Here is a 22,073-nt window from a genome sequence, read left to right as displayed (position 1 = left end):
GAAGACCTGCGGTTGTTTTTTGTTCGTATTAGTTTGGAAGTTTTGATGTATCGACGATGCGACCTTCAATCTTGTAGTCGACTTGACCGAGTGATTTCGTGAAATCACGTAGGTTTTCCCAGTCTGAGAGACCGAGATCTGTGACGCGGTTGTTTTCATAGGCAGTCTTAAATGTAGTCAGACCGTCCCCACCTTTAGCTGTGAATGCATTCGTTGCGATGACATATGTTTTTGCTGGGTCAATAAGATCGTATGTGTCACCATTTTTGACTTCCATCTTCGTGACACGCTCACCTTTAGCTTTTGTACTATCGTATTCGAATTTCATACCAGAAACGTGGAGGAAACCACCGTTTTCAACAGGTGCAATTCCAACACTGATTTCAAGCAATTCTTTGATTTCTGTACCAGTCAATTTGACTGTTGCGAGTGTGTTACCGAATGGAAGCGTCGTTAAGACTTCACCGACTGTGAGTGGTCCGGCATCGATAGCAGCACGGATACCACCACCGTTTTGCATCGCGATGACTGTATCTGTATTGTATTCTTTTGCTTTTTTGAGCATGCCGTCCGTGATCAAGTTTCCGAGAGCTGTTTCGCTGTTACGGACACTGACTTCACCACGTGGGTTTGGAAGAGCATTAACGATATTCGCACCGACTTCTTCGTTTTTCAATTCAGCGATTTGATCTGCATATGGTTTGAGGATTTCAGCTGCACGAACGTCTTCAACTGCTTTTGAAACGTCGATCAGTGATCCGTTGTACTCCGTCAACTTCCCTTTGTAGTCGAACGTCAAATCAAGATTTCCGAGGAAATCACCGTATTGGTATGCTTGAGCGATGATCGTTGGTTCTGTTTTGCCTGGTACGACCGTTTCGTCGACAACGACTGGTTTTTCAAGTTTCGTATGCGAGTGACCACCGACGATGACGTCGATCCCGTCGACGTTACGTGCGAGCAGTTGATCGTTATCGATTGCTTCGTTGTCATCGAATCCGATATGTGTCAAGGCGACGATTTTATTGACGCCACGATCTTCGAGTTTCTTCACGGCCGCTTTCGCACTCGTGATGTAGTTCGCGAACGCCACCGTACCTGGGCTTGCGATATCAGCCGTTTCTTCAGTCGTCAAACCGAAGAAGCCGATTTTTTGTCCTTTGTATTCCTTGATGATCCCTTGATAGATTTTGCCACGCTCTGGTCCGGCTGTGATCGTTTTCTTTTGTAGACCGTTGAAGAGTTCGTTTTTACTGAAATCAACGTTCGCCGTGATGAACGGGAATTTCGCTTTCGTGACGAAGTTTTTCAAAGCGATGTTGTTGTCTGTATCGCCGAGATCGAACTCGTGGTTACCGAATGTCATCATGTCGTACTTCATGTAGTTCATCAGTTCAAGATCCGCTTGGCCAAGGAACTTGTTGAAGTAGAGTGATCCAGAGAAGACATCACCAGCATCTAAGAGAAGTGATGGTTTACCTTCTGCGCGGTAAGCAGAGCGAAGTTCTTTAATGACAGTGGCCCGCTTCGGTGCTTTATCGAGGTTCGCATGCGTGTCGTTCGTATGCATCAAACCGATTGAGAAGTCATCCGTGTTGACGTCGAGCACCGTGATTTTTGCTTTTAATGTAATCGTCTTACCAAGACGCGTATAACTTGCGACCGCATATTTCACACCCGCTTCGCTCGTATCCACCTTCGACCAGCGGACTGGCTTGTCATAGATGCGACCTGTCGCATAAAGAACAGCTAGTGTTTTCGGCAATTCTGGTTTTTGATCGACATAGATTGTCTGATCCGCGACCTTCTCGACGAACTTCACTGCGTAGTTCTGAATGTAGATTTTGATTTCGATTGGATTCTTTTTCTTGCCGTATGTGCCTTTGACCGTTTGATAACGGTTGAACGCATGGCGATCGTACGATTTCCACGTGATCTTCTCACCTTTATATGTAGCAGGGAGTTTGACCGGAGCACCTTTCGTGAAGACGAGTGACTTGAGTTTGACCGTTTTGACTTTGACATGTGTTGCAGCCGAAACTGTCGTTTGAGCAACTGGCACGATTGCCGATGTCGTCAGGGCGACAGCAACAGCTGCCGCGTAAAGCGGTTTTGATTTGTACATACGTAAAAATCCTCCTTCAAGAGTGGGGTATGAATGCAAGGTCGCGATGCGATCGTTGACCTCTTCTTCTACTATAAAGGGTTCGGAAAGCTTCGTGGGATGAACCTTTTGTAAATAACGTAAATTCTTAGGTCCGACGACAAGACAACCCACGGAAGTCGTTTGCTCGTAAGCTTTAGAATCCGAACGTTCGCCTTCCTAAGAAAATGATAACGCTTTCATTATATCTTGTCTTAAATAAAAATGAAACGAAATAATATTACCAATCGTTAAACATTCCCATTAAATGTCGATTTTTTAGTAGTCCTGAATTGCTAAATATTGTATGATATCAGTATACAGACAGTTCGGATGAAAAGAGGCAACGATAGATGAATGATACGATTCGAGGCGGTGTCCTCGTCGGCATTATTTGTGTGATCACCGTGCTCCTCGTATGGGGGCTCGCATCACCACCGACGACGATTGAGTTTCCACATTTTAATCATGCGTAAGGAAACAAACTAGGAGATGACCGGTGGTGTACCCGCCGGTTTTTTGTCGTGCCTGAAAAACTACAGTTTGGTGTCGGTTCGTCCAATACATTGACACGCTTTTTCACGATAGCTAGAATTGATTAAGTGTATATAGGAAGTATTGCTTCTGCCATGCACGAATGAGTGGACAAAGGAGGCGAGTCGGAATCGACCGGGCAAGGTCCCGTTCACGCGGAGAGAGCGTTCGTTTGAGCAATCGCGGACGGCATCTGTCTTTTTTTGAGTGGAATCAACGAATATGAAAATAAAATACATGTATCATGAATCGGAAGGAACTTACACTTATGCTGAAAGAAATGAGAAGTATCATCCGGGAACAGGTGGAGAATTTCCCCTTGATTCGCCGGTTGGCGCGATATGAAATCAAATCAGCGCATGCAGAGCAACGCCTTGGTCTTTTATGGGAGCTCCTCAATCCGGGTCTCCAAATCTTCATCTATTGGTTCGTCTTCGGTGTCGGTCTTAAAGGAAATAAGAACGTGGATGGCGATATTCCATTCATCGTCTGGCTCCTTTGTGGGATCGTCGTCTGGTTCTTCATCAATGACGCGTTACTTCGTGGATCAAACTCGATCAATAGTCGTCTCGCGATGGTGACGAAGATGCGTTTCCCGATGAGTGCGATTCCATCGTATGTCATCCTATCGCGGATGTATCAACATTTTGCGATGCTCTTGATCGTCTTCATCGTCATCATCGCAAACGGTATCCCGATCACATGGAAGTTACTCCAGTTGCCGTATTATATGATCGCGACGTACATTTTCGTCTATGCGTTCTCACTTTGTTTTTCAACACTTATCACACTCGTTAAGGACATCCAGCTCTTCTTACAATCGATGATGCGGATGCTCTTTTATATGACACCAATCCTCTGGAACATTGAACGGTTCCCAGACTTCTTACACGGCGTCCTTCGTTTGAACCCGGTCTTTTATCTCGTTGAGGGATACCGGGCGAGCTTGCTCGGAGGGCATTGGGTCTGGCAGGAGTGGCCGACCGGTCTGTATTTCTGGAGTGTGACGCTTCTGTTGTTCACAGCGGGAACATTCTTGCACATCAAGTTCCGTAAATCATTCACTGAGCTCGTCTAAGGGAAGGAAATCGCCATGTCTATGATTAAACTCGACCATGTCACGAAACGCTTCGACATGGTCACGACTACGAAAGAAAAATTCAAGCTCTTGTTCAAGAATCAAAGCAAGAGCGTTAAAACATTTACTGCACTACGGGATGTCTCGCTCGAGATTGGATCGGGAGAAGTCGTCGGACTCGTTGGTATCAATGGATCCGGTAAATCGACGTTATCGAACTTGATTTCAGGTATCATCTATGCAAACGAAGGAGACGTCGCGATCAATGGTGAAGTTGCGATCATCGCCGTCTCACAAGGGTTGAAGAACGTCCTGACGGGGCGGGAGAACATTCGCTTGAAGTGTCTCATGCTTGGGATGGACGACGCAGAAATCGAGCGTCGGATGCCCGGCATCATCGATTTCGCGGATATCGGTGACTTTATCGATCAGCCAATCAAGAAGTACTCGAGTGGGATGAAGTCGCGCCTCGGCTTCGCGATCGCGGTTAATGTCGACGCCGACATCCTGATCGTCGATGAAGCGTTATCGGTCGGGGACCAAACTTTCTACAACCGTTGTATCGATAAGATGAACGAATTCAAGGAGGAAGGGAAGACAATCATCTTCGTCAGTCACTCGCTCTCGCAAATCAAGAGCTTCTGTGAGCGGGTCGTCTGGCTCGAATACGGTCAAGTCCGCCTCGACGGAACGACGAAGGATGTCTTGCCGGAGTATAAGAAGTTCCTCGCTGAATATAAGAAGTGGTCGAAAGAGGAACAACATCAATACCGTCGCGATCGCTTGAAAGAACAAGCAGCGAATGCGCGGTCGGGTAAAGAGAACGCGGATTCAGCGGACACGGTCAAGCATCCAGGTTGGATTTTGTCGGGTCTTGGTCTCATCGTCCTCGCAGCAGGGAGTTTGATGGTCATTGACGAGACCCCGTCTTTAACGAACCTCAGCGACGCGATCTTGAAGTTCTTTTAATGTTAAACCAGATGCATTCGCATCTGGTTTTTTTGTTCTGTAAAGTAGGATTCTTACGTCAGTGTAGAGAAAATGAGTAACGAGAGAGAAGTAGAATCGGAAGAGCTGAGAATCCATACAAAAAAACGGAGTCGAGGACTCCGTTTGCATCAGGTTTGTGAGCGATCCATATAGGTTTTGACGTGTGGAGCTTCATACGTCGCGAAGCGTTCAAGTAGACGATCAGGATTTGACTCGACGATAAGCATCGCACGGTGTTCCGGAATCAGGAATCCTTGACGTTCCATCGTGTCAAATAGAGCGATCAAGGGATCATAGTATCCTTCGATATTGAGTACACCGCACGGTTTTTCGTGTAGACCGAGTTGCGCCCACGTAAAGACTTCAAAAAATTCCTCCATTGTACCGGGACCACCCGGAAGAATGATGAAGCCGTCAGCGAGTTCTGACATCTTCGCTTTTCGCTCGTGCATCGAGTGAACGAGATGCAATTCAGTCAGTCCGGGATGGGCAAGTTCCTTTTCTTGTAGAAAATGAGGCAAGACACCGATTGCCTGACCTTGAGCAGCAAGCGTAGCGTCCGCGACAGCCCCCATCGTTCCGACACGGGAACCGCCGTATACGAGTCCGATGCCGCGCGCGGCGAGCGCTTGACCAAGCGTACCCGCTGCCTCGCGAAAGACTGGGCTAGCACCATCTTTGGAACCACAAAATACAGCAAGTCTATCCATGAAACAGAACCTCCTTCGTTATCTTCACCATAGCATATTCGGTGATCGGGCGGCAGAGTAGACCAGAAAGGAGATCGATATGCGACCACGTACGATTGTTTGGCTCGTCCTAATTATCGCAGCAATCAATTTAGGACTTGGGATATGGATGCCGGATACGTCGACGCGAACGACGATTAGTTCAATACTACTAAGTGTGATTGTCGTCCTCGGTATCTTTTACGTCATCGCGTTACGACAATCCTCAAAATAAAGAGAGCTCGTTCGACTCGTAGGAGTTGGATGAGCTCTCTTTTTGTCTGTTACGGAATTTCATCGTGATGGAATATTCAAAAAAATCTATTTTCATACACAAGTTCGACACATTGATGGATGATTTGTAAAAAACAAACAGTAATCAGGACATATGGCTCGAGTCAAAAGTCATACAAAGTGAAAATAATGTGTAAAATACCATAATTATTCGTATTCGAATATTCAGAGGGGGTCTAAGGTTATATGATGTTGTTACGAAGCCATACGAAAAATAATAGGAGGTTAACTATATGAAATTGAGTAACAAAATAGTTATAGGATTAGGGGCGCTCCTATTGAGTGTCGGCGTTACGAATGCAAACCTAACAAATGATAAAAATCAGTTCGTTAAAAAGGATCTACCGTATGAGTATTCAATAAAGCAAGTAGCTAAAGACTTGCCATACGAGTACTCAGTGAAACAAGTAGCTAAAGACTTGCCATACGAATATTCAGTAAAACAAGTGGCAAAAGATTTGCCGTACGAGTATTCAGTGAAGCAAGTAGCTAAAGACCTGCCATATGAGTACAGAATTACTAGTGATAAAGCATAAAACTTAAGTTAGATATTCTGATTTGTTTTCTAGGATGAAATACTGATATTCTTTCATTTTTAGTAAATCGAAAAAAACGAGAGCACGCTGGTATGAAATTTTGATTCGTTGATGATGTTCATGCGCATTAAAACGCTCTAGACACGCGCCTTGTTGATAGTAAAGCTGTCCAAGCATCGACATGTCTTTATACTTCAGACTTTGCTCAATACCTTCTTCAATGACTCTTAAAGCATAGTCGGGTTCCTTCAATTGCAAAAGTGTCTTAGAAAAGTTATATAAAATACGAATACGATCTAAGACTAATTCTTCATTTTCAAAGTCTAAATCAATTAATTCTTCATAAACTTTTCTGCTATGAGTGAAATTCTTATTTTCAGAATACAGATTCGCAATTGCTGATTTTATTCGAATTATCATACTTGGAGAATAGAAAATTGAAGAGTACTTTTCGGACAGTTGACGTAAAACTACAATACATGTTCTGTAGTCAGTCATATTTAATTTATGAGCTGAAATACTATTGTAGTAGTTTAGCAATAAAGTGACTTCTTCATCTATGTTTGGTTGCTCTAACTTAGATTTTGTTTCGTAGTAAATTTTATCAAATTCGTTATTTCGAAACTTTTTCAATAATTGTTCATCTAACTGATAGAAAGCTTCACGATAATTGGCATGATCAAAGAATGAAGAAAAAGGAACTTGTAGTTTTTTAGACAGAGCGAAGAGAAGCTCGACCGTCGGCGAATGTGTGCCACTCTCGATCTTACTGATCTCTGCTTGACTGCAGATTCCGTTTGCTAAATCTTTTTGGGTCAGATTGTGTTTCTTCCGCAAGCGGCGTAATGCTAAGCCGATTTGCGGTGACATGAATTGATCCATCGGCTCCTCGTCCTTTCGTGGAGATTGAACTGGTATAGGGTATCAACTTCTATTATAGAAGCGAACAAGACGAGATACTACTGATTTACTTGATTTCGTATCAATGTTTCAACGACCATCACACTTGATTCAGAAAGGGGTACAACCATGACACTCATCTTAAAAGAAACGCGACGTAACATGACTTCATGCGCTTGGTGTCTCAATCCTGCTACCGTCTCCGTCGCCCCCCTCGCTCATCGGGAAATGGACCGGACTGCTACGAAACCTAAGGCAAACGTTAAATCGGCTTAATCCACACAAAAGGACTTCATTCGGCTATTAGAATGAAGCCCTTTTTTCAATCATTTGATGAGAAAGGAGAGAGGACATGATCGGATTATCGCTTTTATCGGAACAAGACGGCTGGCTGCAACGTTCTCTACCATCGCTTGATCTGCAAACGTTTTGTGAGACGCACCGTATTTCGCTCGACGCGTTTGATTACGACACACATACGTTCCATGATTTACTCGATTATATGGATTTTCAGGAGTATGAGCATTACGTCTTCGTCCTCCAAGGGGAAGGCGAACGGACGTTGCGACTCGTCGCGTATTTGCAACACGAGATGTTGCATGTCCAGTTCCACTTGATTCGTCCAAATGGAGAAGTCTTATTTGGACAACCGGATTTCCTGAATGGTCTCTTCTTACCGCAGGAAGACATGCCTGCTTCTGCATCTGTTCCAGCTGTCCATCATGCGCTCCTCTCATTGATGACAGGTGTGTACCCAGCATCGGTACCACATCATCCGCAACCGTTACGTCATGTCTACATCGAAGACAGCTCATTACTGGAGAAGATTCCGGCAAGCAATTTCCAGGCGATGACGATCAACAGTGTCATCTATTTTGATCATCCGATGCGCCACGATCTACCGATCATCGAACTGATGAGCCGGACACCGATTCTGTTGACGTTTTCCGATCGTCTTTCTCCCTCACTTGATTCGCAACTAACGATTTTATCGCGTGACGCGCTAGCAGAGCGATTAGTGGACTGGCAACGAACGGGACGGATTCAAAACGATCAATCGATGGGGATCCTCGATTATGCGACGTTAAGTGGATTACGCGTCTCGCATCGACTTTTCTTCTTTGCGGACGGAATTTACGCCGATCGACAGAAGACGATTCAGTTGAGCGCAGACATATCTGTTGACATCGAGTCTTTCCGAGAACAGCAACTTCAACCTGACGCGCTGGCATCACAAACTGAATTAGAGCTGTTTCCGTTGCTATATCAACTTGCCGGAACGTTTCAAGGAACGAGTCGTTTCATCACACCGTACTCTGATCTCGAATTGCCTCGGACGTCCGGGCGGATCGGACCGTTGACGTTGATCGGCATTCAAAACGAGGAAGGTTGTTTTGCGTTCGACCGGACGACGTTACGTTTATTTGAGACGAATGAAGCATTTCTCTGGATTCTCGAAGCGGATCAAAAGGAACAGTTCGACATATTACCGGAGCGACTCGGCGCAGATTATGCAGAAGCGATTCAGCACTACAAGGAGTTGATGTATCATGGGTGATGTCTTATTTGGTCCATTCTTGCGTAAAGGGAGCTACTCGCGCGTCGAGGTGCTGAATCATGTTCAGGCGGATGAACGATTCGGTCAACTGTATCAGGAAGCGCAACAGCTAACTGAAGTCGATGAGCTGATGCTGTATCGGCGTTATTTACGAAAAGGGGAGCGAATCCTGTTTCACGGAACATTTGATCCGGCGCTCTTCAATCTCTTGTCGGATGAAGGGTATGATCTTTATCTGATCGAACCGGAAGCTGCGCGGACGAAACAGATTGCGGAGAAGTATCAACATAAGATTTACGGCTGGAGTCATGACGTGACGGACGTCGTCGGTCCGGAGTACTTTGATCGAATCATCTTACCGGGAACGACGATTTTACGTTATACGCGCGGAGAGCTTTTGTTGTTCTTTCGAAACATCCGTCAATTGCTGCGGCCGAGTGGACGCTTGCTCGTGTCCTTGTATCGCGTCGATCATCTAAAATCGATCGCTCATCCGATCGCGACGCGACGTTTTCAAAAAACTTTGCTGTTCTATGGCTATCAAGTCGACGGTGAACGTTTATTGTTCAACGCCTATCTCAAATCGGAGAATGAGGAAAAAATCAGTTATGCGGTCGAATATTTGTATGAACCGAACACGCTGTTTGAATTTGCGACGCTATCGCGCTATCGTGGACAATTTTTGTACGAAGGAAAGACGACACTCGTGCTGGAGTTCGAAAAACAATAAGTATAAAATATAATGTGATAATAAAAAGAAAAATATATGTAATATACTGGTTTGAATAGGTCTAAAGACTGGGTAATTGGATACAGTAGTTTCCTTTTCACGATTCGAAGTACATCATGAGAAAGAGGAGCCGGACGCATCATGGAAAATCAGAGCGGAAGTACCTTTCAGCAAAGTTGTCTATCGTTCATTGAGACCTTGTTTCCAGACGAATCTTTTCACTTCTTAGAAGAATCGAAAGCAACGGACGCCTTTGGTCATCCCGGTCGACAATTGTTCTTCTCTTCATCTGCCCGTACTCTGAAATTCAGTGTACTCTCGCAGGCGCACCAGCGCTACACACGTGTATTCGTATCCGAGAAAACAAGTGAAAATGCGTTTTTTCGTCAACTATTAGAAGCGACATATGAAGAGGGACAATTGTACATCGACCATATCGTCCAAACAGAATAAGAAAAAGGGATCAAAATCAGCTGATTTTGATCCCTTTTTACGCCTCGATGGAAGAAAGTCCGCGTTGTAACGCTTGATCAATCGACGTCGCCATCTCGTCCCGCACGTTCGGTGAGACGAGGCGTCCATCGAAATAAATTTCCTTTGACAGACTGAGGTGAACGAGTAAGTCTTCGAGAATGAGTTTCAGATCAAGCGGTTGTGATGGTTCAAGCGCTTGTTGCATGAATTCATTCAACGAAGGATGCTGTACATACTTTGGATCGATGAGATCAATGACCGTCGTGTCTAAAGCAAGAGATAATCGTTCCAAGACTTGAGGAGAGGGCATGCGCTGACCACGTTCGTAAGCGGAGATGTCCGTTGCTGTTTCCCCACACCGTTCAGCTAAAAACTTTTGAGTGTACTTGTGTTGTTTGCGCAATTGCATGATTTTTTTACCTAGTGCACGATTCATGGCACTCCACTCCTATTCTTCAGGTCATCGTGTATAGTACTAATTAACCACTTTCATTATAAAAGAAACCTGTGAAATGTAAAATATCGTTTTTCAAGGAAACTAAAAAAATGAAATGGGTTAAACTAGAAATTGAATTTTAGAAAGAATCCGCCAATTTTCTGGGGTCTATGCTATTGTAAAATGATATTAAAAAGGAGTGTCTTCATGAAAAAAATCACGTGGTCCGGCTACGTCGTCCTTGCCGTTCTATTGATCCTCTTCATCTCAAGTTCGATGCCGTATCAAGCGCAATCCATCAAACCAGGGTTATCGCGATTCATTCCGTTAGGATTCGTCGATCATCTGCGTTTCATCTCCTTTTCCTATCATGGAGAAGTTAGTGTCGCTGCCCTTGGACGAAGTGGCTTCATTGAGTTTTTCATCCGAAAAGCTGCCCATGTCTCGACATTTCTCGTATTAGGGATCGGATTGATTGATTTGACACGTCGTCGTCTGACACCAGGACTTGCCGTCTTGTTCGCCTATTCGTTAGCGATCATGGTCGCTGTCTTTGATGAATTCCATCAAATCTTGACAGGGGACCGGACGGGACTCATCCAAGATGTCTTACTCGATGGAACCGGCGCCTTGATTGGAATCGGATGTTATATCCTCATCTATAGGAAAAAAGTACGACGCCAAGCAGGAAGTGTTTCCTTCCAGCACGAAAAGAACAGGCATCACTTTTAACGAAGGAGACTGCCCTATGAAGACTTCCCATTTGTTGATGACGAGCGTCGGTCGCCGGACGAAGCTAGTCGAGTATTTCGTCCGTGAGATGCCGGACGGTCACGTCAGTACTGCGGATTGTAGTTCACTCGCACCAGGTCTCTATATGACAGAACGCCATCATCTCGTTCCCCGCATTGATGCACCGGATTATATCGATCATTTGCTAGAGTTGTGTCAGCGCGAACAGGTGACGGCGCTATTGTCATTGATTGATCCTGAACTGGAATTGCTCGCAGCGGCGACGGAACGGTTTGAAGCAATCGGTGTCACGGTCCTCGTCTCACCGATGTATGCCTGTCGTCTCTGTTTCGACAAATACGCGATGTATACGTATTGTGTCGCGGAAGGGATTGCGCATGCGCGGACATATGTGACGCTCGAAGCATTCCGGAGCGCACTTGCGCAAGGGGAGGTCCAGTTCCCGGTCTTCGTCAAACCACGCAATGGGAGTGCCAGTCTCCATGTCCAGGCGGTCTCCTCTCTTGAAGTCGTTGAAGGACTGTTTGCTGTTCATCCGGATTTATTGATTCAAGAATACTTAAGAGGACAGGAGCTCGGTGTTGACGTCTATGTCGACTGGTTGACGCATGAAGTGACGGATATCTTCATTAAGGAGAAACTCGTCATGCGTGCAGGGGAAACGGATAAGAGTCGCTCCATCAAACGCGACGATGTCTTTGAACTGGTCGAACACGTTTTACATGGAACCGGTCTTGTCGGTCCGCTTGATTTCGACCTGTTTGATGTTGACGGAACGCTCTACTTATCAGAGATCAATCCGCGATTCGGTGGGGGATATCCACATGCTTATGAATGCGGCGTCAATTTTCCGAAAGCGATCCGAAACAATCTGCAGGGACAACGTAATTCCCGACGCATCGGAGCTTATGCGGAAGACATCTATTTATTGAAACACGACACGGTGACGCTGTTGCCTGCGTCTCTGCTTGAGCAAATTAAAAAACCATAAGCGCGCGAAAAAGGAGTGACCCGGTAGTGATACCGGGTCATTCCTTTTAGGTAGAAGAGCAGAATCAAGAAAGAGAGACGCGTGCACGCTTGAGGCATTGCACGGCGGAGGTCCAGCTACCGAAGAGGGCGTTGATCGTCGAGGTACTCGGAACCGAGCGACCTTCTGCCCATTTCCGGTAATGAATGATACTGAGGGAAGGTAATTCTTCTTGCGCCTGCCGCAGTGCTTCAAGGACATCTTCTTCGACCCATTTCCGGCGAGGCGGTGCGATGTCGAGGCAAGCGAGGGCATCTGCCCATGAACCGTATTTACGGGCAATCGTCGCGACTGTCGGATGTCCATTTTCCTGTGCCCAAATGGCATACGTCTGTGTCGTCAGACGGGGGAGGACATCGGAAGCTTCGAGTAAGGCTGTGATGATGCGTTCTTCCGTCATCGAGATGGAACGTGTCATCTCGATCTGTGCTTCTTCGAGCGCACGTGACCAAGAACCGAAACGTAAGTTGATCAATGTCAAGGATGGTCCATGTTTCGCCTTTGCCCATTCCCGGTAGCTGTTGCTATGGAAAGGGTGTAAGCGTGTTGATGCTTCCTTGATGAAAGCAAGGATCTCTTCATCTGAAAAGTACGGACGAATCGATGAGAGACCGGCCGTTTGGAGTGCTTCACGCCAAGAGCCGAATACATTGATGATCGTCGTGATCGACGGAATATCTTTTCCAATCGACCAACGTGCATACGTCTTTGCGTCGAGAGCGGGATATTCGATACTAGCTTCGATTAGGCTATCGATGACTTGTTGTTCTGTCCATTTCTTCATGATGTCATACCCCTTTCGTGTAGGTGCTCTAGGTGTGGGTACTGTCGTGAGGTGGAAGTCGACGAAGCGACGTATAAGCGAGAAGACTGAGCCAAATGAAATAAAATCCACTCGGTCTTACGAGAATGCTTTCCGTGAATTGAAGTAGTCCGAGCCAGCCAGTAAGCAACAGGGCGAGAAAAGTGAGATCCGTCGTCTGAATCCGAAACAGTCGATAGAACAGATACAGAAAGACTGCACCGTACAGCAAACAACCGATGAGTCCGAATTCATAAAGATGGGTGATCGGTGTGCTGTGGAACGTATAGAGAACTTGTTCGTTCAGTTGTTCCTGCAGACCGCGTGGGGCACTTCCAATCCCGTGTCCGAACCAAAGCGAATCAGTGGAAGCGCGCCATCCTACTTGCCAAAGCGTAAATCGTCCGTTGAGACTGAGCAAACGGGGAAGCAGTCCTTGAAACGCAAAAACAGCTAGGAGAATCAAGCTTCCCGTTACGTAACATGCTGTCACCTGCATCCTGCGTCTCGTTCCTTCAACCATTCGAATACTCGTCAAAAGAGCAAGGAGGAGAAAAGAATAGATTCCTGTCTGCGAACCACTTCGAAGTAGAGCGATGGTGATGAGAAGGAGGAGAACAGCATGTAGAAAGCTTTGCCGACGTGGGAACTGTTTGAGTAGATAGAACCAAGCAAACAGTCCGCCTGGAACAAGCCACGCTGCAAACGTATTCGGATTGTTCATCAGACCAGCGAGGCGAAGGAATGAGCCTTGTTCCCCGACGTACAATTGTGGAAACGACAAGGGACCGATCCGAAGCCATTGCAGGTTTTCGACCGGGACATACTCTGAACCAAAGGAGACGATGAGGGCATAGGAAGCGAGAAAGACGGCCTGTCCATAAAGAAAGTGACACAAAAGCCGTTGCCATTGTTCGATCGATGTACGCGAGAGCGAAGAGACGATGCCAACGAATAGCCAAGTCGAGATGAGGTAAAGCGAAGCGAGAACACGATCCGTATTCGCGTTAAAAAAGAAAAAAATGATATGAAATGTCAGATAAATCAGAAAAATGATTACAATTTGATGCCCAGTCGCTCGATTGGCACGATAGAACGGTCGTAAGATGAACCAACAGACGCTGAACAGAACGATATAGATGGGAAGCAACCAAAGAGACCACTGTTTCGGCAATACTTCGTCCGTGAACGATAAGGGACGAATCCAAGCATCGAGCATGATCCAAACGACTAGGATGGATAAGGCAAACGATGTGGGTATATTGGCTGATTTTAACATGATTTCTAAAGACTATCCACCCTTCATATAGGACTTATTACCGATTTAAGCACTTTTTAATCATCAAATTTGTATTTACCCTTATCTTTCAAAACATCATGCAGATAAATGAAAAAATATTAAGGAAAACGTGATCATTTTTTCATGAATCGCGTTTTTTTCGTGACATGAATTCATGCTATGAACTAGTGTCACGCAAGCGAGATAGCTACTGAAAAAAATATAATCATTTCCACCAAGCTCTAATTGTTTTGGGAGTCGATTGGAAATAAGGTGTAGACATAACCAATGTCCATCCATTCGGTCAAGCCAGAAAGAGGTGAACAACAGTGAGCTCGATGCATCAAAGAAAAACCTTTGGAGATCATTTGACGACGCTCCGACGCGGCTGGTGGTTACTCGCACTCTTCATGATTCTCTTTGCGGGAGCCGGATATGCGCTTAGCACGTATGTCATCCCGAAGACATACGAGGCGACAGCCTACATCCTCGTCGTTCCTCAAGCGAACGCAGAGGCGACATCGACGCCGACACTCGTCAGTACCTATCAAGATATCCTACGAAGCCCAGAGGTCGTCGATCAGGTCGCCCAAAAGATGAACGTCACCGACAAGCGGTTATTCGATTTGACGGATCGTCTGACGGTCTCGAGCAATCTCGATTCGCAAGTCATCGCCTTATCCGTAACGGATCGTTCGGCGGAGCAGGCAGCTATCCAGGCGAATACGATGACGGAAGTCTTCCAGGATTACCTCCCGCAACTGATCAACACGAGTAAGACGGAAGTGTTCTCGAGCGCACGGATTCCAACGAAACCCGTGTCACCGAACATTCTGATGAATACAGGCATCGGTGGCGTCCTTGGTCTGATGCTCGGACTCTTGATCGTTTATTCTCGCTCGTTAAGCAAAAAGGAAGCGACACGCGAATCCGCTGATAGTTATCCGAAAGCGATTCCCCGCAGTCATTCATGAGAGAGGAGAGGAGACACCGTCATGCAGCATTCCCCGCTCACCCCGTACCGTCGGCAGTTGAAGATCGGACTCCTTCGCCTGATCGACGCCGGAATCATCGCACTCGCGACTGTCGTTACGTTCTACTTCTTTAATCCGCTCCATCTCACCGTCAACTTCGAGTTGCAGGATGCACTCGAAATCGCTCTCATCCAGTGGGTCGCCCTTACGTTCGTTGCACACTGGATGCGCTTCTATCAAATCATCTGGCGTTACGCGAGTCTTCGTGATCTCGCCGTTCTCCTCGTCGTCGTTCTCGCCAGCAGTTTCGTCTTACTTGGTCTTGAATACGCGTTGTTCGACTTTGCGGTCGAACGAGCGATCTTCTTGCAGACCGGTCTCGTTTTGAACGGAATCTTATTCGTCCGTCTGTTGATTCGTGGACGTAGCTTAAGACTCGTTCCTGACAATAAGACGCTCGGCAAACGAACACTCATTATCGGTGCCGGTGCTTCCGGTCAGATGATCACAAAAGAACTGAAGCAAAAGAAGTCGCACATCTTAAACGTCGTTGGCTTACTTGATGATTCGCTTGAACTACGCGGGATGCGGATTCACGGTGTTCCCGTCATCGGAGCAATCGACCAACTCGAATGCATCATCGAGGAACAAAAAATTGAAGCGGTCGTCCTGGCAATCCCATCGTTACCTTATCCGCAGCGGGTTGAATTGCTGAACCGGATCAAACAAACCCAAGTCGAAGCGCATACGTTACCGATGCTCGTCGAACTGGCGTCCGGAAAGGTCTCGATCAAACAAATCCGTGAAGTCTCAATCGCCGATTTACTCGGTCGAGAACCGGTCGAACTCGATATTACGGAAATCGAACGAAGCGTTCATAGCGCGACCGTCCTCGTCACCGGTGCTGGTGGATCGATTGGTTCCGAGATTTGCCGGCAACTGATTCGCTTCCGTCCTGAACGGCTCATCCTTCTCGGACACGGCGAAAACAGCATCTACCTGATCCGCCGGGAGCTCGAGTGTCTCAGTCGAGACATCCAGTTCGAATCCGTCATCGCCGATGTGCAGGACAGTGACCGGATGCTTGAAGTCATGCGACGGTTCGAACCAGATCTCGTCTATCACGCGGCAGCCCACAAGCACGTACCGCTGATGGAGGATAACCCAAGCGAAGCCGTCAAGAACAACATCTATGGCACACGCAACGTCGCTCGAGCAGCGGAGGCAGCCGGTGTCAAACGTTTCGTCATGATTTCGACCGATAAGGCCGTCAATCCGACGAGTGTGATGGGGGCGACGAAACGAATCGCCGAGATGGTCATCCAGCAGATGGCGCGTAACAGCGAGACGACGTTCGCTGTCGTCCGATTCGGCAACGTCCTCGGGAGCCGCGGTTCCGTTATTCCACTCTTCAAAGAACAAATCGCCAAAGGCGGACCGATTACGATCACCGATCCCCGGATGACACGTTACTTCATGACGATCCCGGAAGCGAGTCGTCTCGTCATTCAAGCGAGTGTCCTCGCGAAAGGTGGCGAAGTGTTCGTCCTCGATATGGGTGAACCGGTCCACATCACGACACTAGCGAAGAACTTGATTCACTTGAGTGGATTCACGGAAGAGCAGATCCCAATCGTCTACAGCGGCATTCGAAAAGGCGAGAAACTCTACGAGGAACTGCTCGCTCGCGATGAAGTGCATGACGAACTCGTCTTCGACAAGATTCTCGTTGGCAAGACACGTCCCTTCGGATCCGTCGACCCGTACTTGCGTGAGATCGCCCAAGCGCTCGGTCAGGACGAGGTACTCCGCCAGTATTTGTTAGACGTCACGAACGAAACCGATGCCGACCCGGTCGCACCGACGATGCGGATCGCTCGCAAATAGAGAGGAGGGAGAACGATGAAAACGGCCCGGCTGTCCCGCTTCAATCTCATCTTCATTGCCGATACGGCGTATTCGCTCCATCAATGGATGATTTTGACGCTCCTGATCAAATGGAGTACACCGCTCAACATCGGTTATTTTAACTACGCCCTTGCCATCACTGCACCGATCGTCATGTTCTGTTGGCTGAACGCCAGTACGATCCTGACGGCAGAACGGGCTGGACTGACGAACTTCTGGCTCTTCATCAAGACTCGTTTTTCACTCCTCTCGGCAGGTGTGTTCGTCCTCCTTGGAGTCTATTATTTCTTCGGTGAAGCGGACATCTTACTTCTGACACTACTTGTCTATCTCAACAAGTACATGGAGTCATTCGCTGATCTCGCTTATGGTTTCCTGCAAGGACACACTGCCTTCAAGGAAGTCGCTGTCTCGAAGATCTTCCGGAGTCTCTTGAACGTCTCGGGCGCAGCACTTGTCCTCTTTACGACCCATTCGATTCATGGATTCGTACTCGCCTTGATCGCCGGAAACTTGATCATGCTACTCGCATACGACTTACCGACGATTCGCCGCGTCGGTCGCGGCTTTGACAATCAAGCACTCGACTTACGGTACCGATCAGGTAAGGAGCTGTTCCTTAAGGCGATGCCACTCGGATTCGTCGCTCTCCTGATCGCCTTGAACGCAAACATCCCACGATTGTTCGTCGGTCACGCAATCGGAACGGAAGAGCTCGGTTATTACGCCAGCATCGCCTATCTACTCGTACTTGGCAGTCTGTTCATCCACTCCTTGATTGCCGTCTTGCTACCGAACTTCTCGTCTGAGACGGGTGAACGCCAAAGTTTACCGGAACTACGCAAGCTGACCCGATCGATGTTACTGATGACGAACGTCGTCGGGATCCTGTTGATCATCGGAGCAATCTTCTTTGGTAAGTGGGGCTTGACGATTTTCTATAACGCGTCGTTCGTTCAATATCATCTGATTTTCGTCTTGATGATGGTCGCCTCACTCTTTTTCTACAACTCGACCGTCATTCAGGCACTGTTGACCGGCTTCCAGCAGTTCCGGATCCAGACGATCTCGATCTTCGGCAGTGTCGTCGTCAACCTGATCGCTTGTAGCCTGTTGATTCCGCTGTATGGTCTGTACGGTGCGACGATCGCTTACACCCTCTGCGCTGTCACTCAAATCGTCCTATTGTTACCGGCACTGTATCGGTCCTTATATCCACGGGACGTCACGCTCGTCGTCGAACAAAGCAGCTGAGGAGGGAAGAAGATGCGACCAATCCTAATACTCATCGTCATCGAAGCGCTCGTTTGTCAATTCGCCCGGTCGCTCTTCCCGGACACCTACGTGACCGCCTTGCTGCTCATCAACGCGGTGTTGTTTCTCTATTATCTGCTCCGTCAGGCAGAGACGACGCCACTCTTTCTCGTTTTCATCACCGCTTTCTTCGTCCGACTGGTCCTGATGTTCATCGATCTTGAGCTGTTTCGTTTACCGCCACACAGTGGTGACGATACGGAAGCCTTTCATCTCGAAGGTGTCCAAATCTTCACTGATCCGTCGACTTTCAATGATGTCGTTCGCGGCACCTATTCCAAGTTTCTCGGAATCTTTTACCTGATGTTCGGTCCGGAACGAATTCTCGCTCAGTTCTTGAACGTCATTCTTGGCGTCGTCGCTGTCGTCATCCTAGCGAAGACGCTGCAACGGTTACGCTTACCGGAACGTTACGTGTTCGCAGCAACACTGATTTTCGCGTTCTTCCCACAAGGATTGCTGCTCTCACCGATTCTCTTGCGTGACCAGATCGTCGCTCTGGGCATCGTCTATACACTCTACTACATGGTTCGCTGGACGGAAGAGAAGTCCGGATGGTATATGACGCTCGCGTATCTCGGCTATTTCGTCAGTACGATGTTCCACTCCGGTCTTGCTGTCGGCATCATCGTCTTACTCGTCTACTTCTCGTTTTACAGTCATGAGACACGACGAATGGATTTTGAACCGACGAAGGTGCGGCGACTAATCTTTCAAGTACTGATCGTCGGCTTCATCGTCTACAGCTTCCAGGATGTCTTGTTTGCAAAGTTCACCCACGTCTCAGAAAACGGTCAGTTGTTCAGCGGAATGAGTTACGACCGTGGCGGCTCCGCTTATCTGAACGGATTGACGGTGACAGGTCCAACTGACATGATTCTCTACTCGCCGATCCGGACGATTTACTTCCTGTTCTCACCGTTCCCGTGGCAATGGTCGAGCGTCATGAACATTTTGATTTTCTTCCTTGACGCCGTCTTCTACTTCATCGCTTGTTTTGCGATCGTCCGGTCCTTTAAACTGATCCGTCAGCATCCATTCGGCAGCGTCCTCTTCTTCTTTTTCCTTCTCTTTGCGCTTAACGCGGTCATCTTCGGTCTAGGAACCGGCAATGTCGGAACGGCCATCCGACACCGGTATAAGTTGTTCCCGATGTTACTCATCGTCTACACATCCGTTCACTACTTGCGCTGGCAAGCGCGCCACTACTTCGAGGAGGTCGAACACCGTGCCGAATAAAACGATCTTAATCACTGGTATCGCAGGCTTCATTGGATTTCACGCCGCACGTCGTTTCATCCGGGAGGGTTACCGAGTCATCGGACTCGATGAAGTGAACGACTATTACGACCCGACGTTAAAAGAAGCCCGGCTCGCTGAACTCGGAACGAACTACACGTTTTACCGGGTTTCACTCGAAGAGACGGCAGCCGTCGCGCAGATTTTCGAACAGGAATCGATCGATCTCGTTCTCCACCTGGCAGCACAAGCAGGGGTACGGTATAGCATCGATCGACCGGACGTCTACATGACGTCAAACATCGTCGGCTTTCTCTCGATTCTTGAGGCGTGTCGGCATTACCCAGTCGAACAACTGATTTACGCTTCCTCAAGTTCCGTCTACGGATCGAATACGAAGATGCCGTTTGCGACGACGGATGCCGTCGATCATCCGCTAAGTCTTTACGCCGCTTCAAAGAAAGCGAATGAACTGATGGCACACACCTACAGCAGTCTCTACGGCATCAAGACGACAGGCCTTCGCTTCTTCAGCGTCTATGGTCCTTGGGGACGCCCGGATATGGCATTGTTCAAGTTCACAGAGGCGATTGCGAAGGGCGAGCCGATCGATCTTTACAACTACGGCGAGATGGGGCGAGACTTCACTTACGTCGACGATATCATCGAAAGCATCTATCGCCTGTTCCAGACTGAACCGGAAGTCGATGAAACGTTCGATGCCTCAAATCCCTTACCGGACCGTAGCAACGTTCCGTACCGCGTCTACAACATCGGCAGTCACAGCCCGATTCGACTGAACGAATTTGTTGCCTTGATTGAACGGCGCCTTGGCAAGACAGCAATTAAAAATGGCATGCCACTTCAACCAGGCGACGTTCCAGAAAGTTTTGCTGACGTCTCCTCACTGTTCGAAACGATCGGCTACCGTCCACAGACGACGGTCGAAGCCGGTGTCAACGCATTCATCGACTGGTATGAGAGTCACTACTTGCTGAAGGAGGAAATCCAAGATGGCGCTTAAGGAGGAATTCTACTACCGCTCCCCGATCTTCATCCAAAATTGGCTGACCTCGTTATACGGTCGGAAGTTAATGCAAGAACGCTACGGTCGCTTCTATGAGCAAAAGATGAAGGAACTTCGGATGAAGGATCGGACGCAGGATTATAAAGCGGAACAACTCGATCGCCTGAATGCCTTTCTCGCTTTCGTCGTGACGCATACACCGTACTACACGCAACTCTTTCACGAACATGACATCCAGTTACCGTTGACATCACTTGAGCAGTTGAAGAAAATCCCGATCCTTGAAAAAGAGACGCTTCGCCAAAATAACGATGCGTTCATGTCCCGCGTCGATGCGCCGGTCCGAGGGCGGACGGGCGGGACGAGCGGAAAGTCGCTCCAAGTCGCATTCATGCGCGAGGATGTCCAGGAACGGATGGCGCATCTCGACTATTTCAAGGAACGTCACGGCTTTCACGCCGGGATGCGGCGGGCGAGCTTCACCGGTCGGACGCTGACAGCCGTCGATCAAAAGAAACCAATTTTTTGGCGAATGAACCGGCCACTCAATCAGTTGCTCGTCTCGATCTTTCACATGAAGGAAGAGAACTTCCCAGCTTATATCGAGGAGCTGAATCGATTCCAGCCACAGGCACTTGACGGCACACCGACAGCGATGGTCGAGATCGCCCGCTATATGCTGAAGCATCACATCCAACTGGATATCCCACTGATTGCCATTTTCCCGACATCGGAAACGGTGACGGAGGAGATGCGCTCGGTTCTCGAGGAAGCCTTCAACGCACCGGTCTTCGATCAATACGGTTCTTCAGAAGGCGCACCAATCATCTCAGAATGCAGTCATCGAAAACTTCATCTGCATCATGAGACGGGCATCATCGAACCATATGGAGAGGACGGCGAAGTCGTCGTCACCTGTTTTACAACACGGGGAACACCGCTGATTCGTTACCGGATTGGTGACCGGATGACGCTCAGTGACGAGACCTGCAGCTGTGGACTAAACGGACCGGTCATCGCTTCGATCGATGGACGGGGAACGAGTTATATCGTCAGCGAGAAGCGGGGCAAGGTGTTCGAAGGAGACATTACGACGATTGCCCGGGAACTACCGAATTCGGTCTTACGACTCCAAGTCGAACAGCACGCATTGAATCACGTAACACTCCGCTATATTCCGGATGCGAAACGTTTCCATCCGAAACACGAACAGATTCTTTTAAACGAGATGCGTAAGTTACTCGGCTCCGAGATGAAAATCGTCCTTGAGCCAGTCGAACAAGTCAAACAAGAGCCAAACGGAAAAACATTGATCGTCAAACAGTCGATGAAATAGGAGGAACCTA

Annotated in this window: 22 protein-coding genes; 16 read left to right on the top strand and 6 right to left on the bottom strand. The window is 47.9% G+C overall.

All coding sequences use genetic code 11. The annotated features are described in order from the left end of the window. Window positions 1-28 precede the first annotated feature (28 nt). A complete protein-coding gene (locus tag B3G15_RS12425) occupies window positions 29-2,125 on the bottom strand; it encodes a 5'-nucleotidase C-terminal domain-containing protein (protein ID WP_214807769.1) in 2,097 nt (698 codons plus the stop codon). Between the two features lie 371 nt (window positions 2,126-2,496). Here B3G15_RS12425 and B3G15_RS12420 point away from each other — a divergent pair, with 371 nt between their 5' ends. The 3 genes from B3G15_RS12420 (at window position 2,497) to B3G15_RS12410 (ending at window position 4,724) form a co-directional block, all read left to right on the top strand. Beyond that, window positions 2,497-2,619 (top strand): hypothetical protein, encoded by a 123-nt coding sequence (locus B3G15_RS12420; RefSeq protein WP_255359374.1) that lies wholly within the window; start codon window positions 2,497-2,499, stop codon window positions 2,617-2,619. A 326-nt stretch (window positions 2,620-2,945) separates the two neighbouring features. Then, window positions 2,946-3,755 carry an ABC transporter permease gene (locus tag B3G15_RS12415; protein ID WP_050678164.1) on the top strand — a complete coding sequence of 270 codons (810 nt, stop codon included), beginning with the start codon at window positions 2,946-2,948 and terminating at the stop codon, window positions 3,753-3,755. A 15-nt stretch (window positions 3,756-3,770) separates the two neighbouring features. After that, a complete protein-coding gene (locus tag B3G15_RS12410; protein ID WP_058705433.1) occupies window positions 3,771-4,724 on the top strand; it encodes an ABC transporter ATP-binding protein in 954 nt (317 codons plus the stop codon). 149 nt (window positions 4,725-4,873) lie between these two features. On the opposite strand, the gene B3G15_RS12405 is transcribed toward B3G15_RS12410, so the two are convergent. After that, window positions 4,874-5,455: a TIGR00730 family Rossman fold protein gene (locus tag B3G15_RS12405; protein ID WP_290721468.1), complete on the bottom strand. Its 582-nt coding sequence runs from the start codon at window positions 5,453-5,455 to the stop codon at window positions 4,874-4,876. Between the two features lie 79 nt (window positions 5,456-5,534). Here B3G15_RS12405 and B3G15_RS12400 point away from each other — a divergent pair, with 79 nt between their 5' ends. Continuing rightward, window positions 5,535-5,708: a hypothetical protein gene (locus B3G15_RS12400; RefSeq protein WP_290721465.1), complete on the top strand. Its 174-nt coding sequence runs from the start codon at window positions 5,535-5,537 to the stop codon at window positions 5,706-5,708. 292 nt (window positions 5,709-6,000) lie between these two features. Next, the gene (locus tag B3G15_RS12395) at window positions 6,001-6,303 is read left to right on the top strand and encodes a hypothetical protein (protein WP_290721463.1); all 303 of its coding nucleotides are present in this window, start codon (window positions 6,001-6,003) and stop codon (window positions 6,301-6,303) included. Window positions 6,304-6,306: 3 nt separating this feature from the next. Here B3G15_RS12395 and B3G15_RS12390 read toward each other — a convergent pair whose 3' ends face one another. Continuing rightward, window positions 6,307-7,185, bottom strand: coding sequence for a helix-turn-helix domain-containing protein (locus tag B3G15_RS12390; protein ID WP_214807757.1), 879 nt, complete (start codon window positions 7,183-7,185; stop codon window positions 6,307-6,309). 370 nt (window positions 7,186-7,555) lie between these two features. Between B3G15_RS12390 and B3G15_RS12385 the strand changes: the two genes are divergently transcribed. The 3 genes from B3G15_RS12385 to B3G15_RS12375 all read left to right on the top strand — a co-directional run bounded on the left by B3G15_RS12385 (window position 7,556) and on the right by B3G15_RS12375 (window position 9,944). After that, complete coding sequence (locus B3G15_RS12385; protein ID WP_290721457.1) at window positions 7,556-8,761, top strand: hypothetical protein; 1,206 nt, start codon at window positions 7,556-7,558, stop codon at window positions 8,759-8,761. Further along, the gene (locus B3G15_RS12380) at window positions 8,754-9,491 is read left to right on the top strand and encodes a hypothetical protein (protein WP_290721454.1); all 738 of its coding nucleotides are present in this window, start codon (window positions 8,754-8,756) and stop codon (window positions 9,489-9,491) included. Before B3G15_RS12385 ends, B3G15_RS12380 begins: the two co-directional genes overlap by 8 nt. A gap of 141 nt (window positions 9,492-9,632) precedes the next feature. Then, a complete protein-coding gene (locus tag B3G15_RS12375; RefSeq protein WP_290721453.1) occupies window positions 9,633-9,944 on the top strand; it encodes a hypothetical protein in 312 nt (103 codons plus the stop codon). Between the two features lie 37 nt (window positions 9,945-9,981). Here B3G15_RS12375 and B3G15_RS12370 read toward each other — a convergent pair whose 3' ends face one another. Further along, the gene (locus B3G15_RS12370; protein WP_290721451.1) at window positions 9,982-10,401 is read right to left on the bottom strand and encodes a helix-turn-helix domain-containing protein; all 420 of its coding nucleotides are present in this window, start codon (window positions 10,399-10,401) and stop codon (window positions 9,982-9,984) included. 207 nt (window positions 10,402-10,608) lie between these two features. Between B3G15_RS12370 and B3G15_RS12365 the strand changes: the two genes are divergently transcribed. Both B3G15_RS12365 and B3G15_RS12360 read left to right on the top strand, forming a co-directional pair. Continuing rightward, window positions 10,609-11,133, top strand: coding sequence for a VanZ family protein (locus tag B3G15_RS12365; protein WP_290721449.1), 525 nt, complete (start codon window positions 10,609-10,611; stop codon window positions 11,131-11,133). A gap of 16 nt (window positions 11,134-11,149) precedes the next feature. After that, the gene (locus B3G15_RS12360; RefSeq protein ID WP_290721447.1) at window positions 11,150-12,145 is read left to right on the top strand and encodes an ATP-grasp domain-containing protein; all 996 of its coding nucleotides are present in this window, start codon (window positions 11,150-11,152) and stop codon (window positions 12,143-12,145) included. Between the two features lie 64 nt (window positions 12,146-12,209). Here B3G15_RS12360 and B3G15_RS12355 read toward each other — a convergent pair whose 3' ends face one another. Beyond that, window positions 12,210-12,968 carry a hypothetical protein gene (locus tag B3G15_RS12355; RefSeq protein ID WP_290721445.1) on the bottom strand — a complete coding sequence of 253 codons (759 nt, stop codon included), beginning with the start codon at window positions 12,966-12,968 and terminating at the stop codon, window positions 12,210-12,212. A 28-nt stretch (window positions 12,969-12,996) separates the two neighbouring features. After that, window positions 12,997-14,265, bottom strand: coding sequence for an O-antigen ligase family protein (locus B3G15_RS12350; RefSeq protein ID WP_290721443.1), 1,269 nt, complete (start codon window positions 14,263-14,265; stop codon window positions 12,997-12,999). A gap of 338 nt (window positions 14,266-14,603) precedes the next feature. Between B3G15_RS12350 and B3G15_RS12345 the strand changes: the two genes are divergently transcribed. From B3G15_RS12345 to B3G15_RS12320, 6 genes are read left to right on the top strand one after another with little or no spacing between them, the layout of a single operon-like run. Continuing rightward, on the top strand, window positions 14,604-15,239 hold the full coding sequence (locus B3G15_RS12345; protein WP_290721441.1) for a YveK family protein: 636 nt from the start codon (window positions 14,604-14,606) through the stop codon (window positions 15,237-15,239). Between the two features lie 21 nt (window positions 15,240-15,260). Beyond that, window positions 15,261-17,126: a polysaccharide biosynthesis protein gene (locus B3G15_RS12340; RefSeq protein WP_023469400.1), complete on the top strand. Its 1,866-nt coding sequence runs from the start codon at window positions 15,261-15,263 to the stop codon at window positions 17,124-17,126. Between the two features lie 15 nt (window positions 17,127-17,141). Beyond that, window positions 17,142-18,401 carry an oligosaccharide flippase family protein gene (locus B3G15_RS12335; protein ID WP_023469399.1) on the top strand — a complete coding sequence of 420 codons (1,260 nt, stop codon included), beginning with the start codon at window positions 17,142-17,144 and terminating at the stop codon, window positions 18,399-18,401. Between the two features lie 12 nt (window positions 18,402-18,413). Continuing rightward, window positions 18,414-19,700, top strand: a complete 1,287-nt coding sequence (locus B3G15_RS12330) for a glycosyltransferase family 39 protein (protein WP_290721438.1) — start codon at window positions 18,414-18,416, stop codon at window positions 19,698-19,700. Continuing rightward, window positions 19,690-20,724 (top strand): NAD-dependent epimerase, encoded by a 1,035-nt coding sequence (locus B3G15_RS12325; protein ID WP_290721436.1) that lies wholly within the window; start codon window positions 19,690-19,692, stop codon window positions 20,722-20,724. The genes B3G15_RS12330 and B3G15_RS12325 overlap by 11 nt, the downstream gene beginning before the upstream one ends. Beyond that, window positions 20,714-22,063 carry a phenylacetate--CoA ligase family protein gene (locus B3G15_RS12320; RefSeq protein WP_290721434.1) on the top strand — a complete coding sequence of 450 codons (1,350 nt, stop codon included), beginning with the start codon at window positions 20,714-20,716 and terminating at the stop codon, window positions 22,061-22,063. The genes B3G15_RS12325 and B3G15_RS12320 overlap by 11 nt, the downstream gene beginning before the upstream one ends. Window positions 22,064-22,073 lie beyond the last annotated feature (10 nt).

Origin of the sequence: Exiguobacterium sp. UBA1053 (assembly GCF_002316465.1) — a bacterium.
Lineage (GTDB): Bacteria > Bacillota > Bacilli > Exiguobacteriales > Exiguobacteriaceae > Exiguobacterium_A > Exiguobacterium_A abrahamii.
This window is presented reverse-complemented; position numbering and strand designations above follow the sequence as displayed.

Coding starts and splice junctions, on each gene's coding strand:
- B3G15_RS12425 (WP_214807769.1), bottom strand. CDS start 2,125: ATGTACAAATCAAAACCGCTTTACGCGGCAGCTGTTGCTGTCGCCCTG.
- B3G15_RS12420 (WP_255359374.1), top strand. CDS start 2,497: ATGAATGATACGATTCGAGGCGGTGTCCTCGTCGGCATTATTTGTGTG.
- B3G15_RS12415 (WP_050678164.1), top strand. CDS start 2,946: ATGCTGAAAGAAATGAGAAGTATCATCCGGGAACAGGTGGAGAATTTC.
- B3G15_RS12410 (WP_058705433.1), top strand. CDS start 3,771: ATGTCTATGATTAAACTCGACCATGTCACGAAACGCTTCGACATGGTC.
- B3G15_RS12405 (WP_290721468.1), bottom strand. CDS start 5,455: ATGGATAGACTTGCTGTATTTTGTGGTTCCAAAGATGGTGCTAGCCCA.
- B3G15_RS12400 (WP_290721465.1), top strand. CDS start 5,535: ATGCGACCACGTACGATTGTTTGGCTCGTCCTAATTATCGCAGCAATC.
- B3G15_RS12395 (WP_290721463.1), top strand. CDS start 6,001: ATGAAATTGAGTAACAAAATAGTTATAGGATTAGGGGCGCTCCTATTG.
- B3G15_RS12390 (WP_214807757.1), bottom strand. CDS start 7,185: ATGGATCAATTCATGTCACCGCAAATCGGCTTAGCATTACGCCGCTTG.
- B3G15_RS12385 (WP_290721457.1), top strand. CDS start 7,556: ATGATCGGATTATCGCTTTTATCGGAACAAGACGGCTGGCTGCAACGT.
- B3G15_RS12380 (WP_290721454.1), top strand. CDS start 8,754: ATGGGTGATGTCTTATTTGGTCCATTCTTGCGTAAAGGGAGCTACTCG.
- B3G15_RS12375 (WP_290721453.1), top strand. CDS start 9,633: ATGGAAAATCAGAGCGGAAGTACCTTTCAGCAAAGTTGTCTATCGTTC.
- B3G15_RS12370 (WP_290721451.1), bottom strand. CDS start 10,401: ATGAATCGTGCACTAGGTAAAAAAATCATGCAATTGCGCAAACAACAC.
- B3G15_RS12365 (WP_290721449.1), top strand. CDS start 10,609: ATGAAAAAAATCACGTGGTCCGGCTACGTCGTCCTTGCCGTTCTATTG.
- B3G15_RS12360 (WP_290721447.1), top strand. CDS start 11,150: ATGAAGACTTCCCATTTGTTGATGACGAGCGTCGGTCGCCGGACGAAG.
- B3G15_RS12355 (WP_290721445.1), bottom strand. CDS start 12,968: ATGAAGAAATGGACAGAACAACAAGTCATCGATAGCCTAATCGAAGCT.
- B3G15_RS12350 (WP_290721443.1), bottom strand. CDS start 14,265: ATGTTAAAATCAGCCAATATACCCACATCGTTTGCCTTATCCATCCTA.
- B3G15_RS12345 (WP_290721441.1), top strand. CDS start 14,604: ATGCATCAAAGAAAAACCTTTGGAGATCATTTGACGACGCTCCGACGC.
- B3G15_RS12340 (WP_023469400.1), top strand. CDS start 15,261: ATGCAGCATTCCCCGCTCACCCCGTACCGTCGGCAGTTGAAGATCGGA.
- B3G15_RS12335 (WP_023469399.1), top strand. CDS start 17,142: ATGAAAACGGCCCGGCTGTCCCGCTTCAATCTCATCTTCATTGCCGAT.
- B3G15_RS12330 (WP_290721438.1), top strand. CDS start 18,414: ATGCGACCAATCCTAATACTCATCGTCATCGAAGCGCTCGTTTGTCAA.
- B3G15_RS12320 (WP_290721434.1), top strand. CDS start 20,714: ATGGCGCTTAAGGAGGAATTCTACTACCGCTCCCCGATCTTCATCCAA.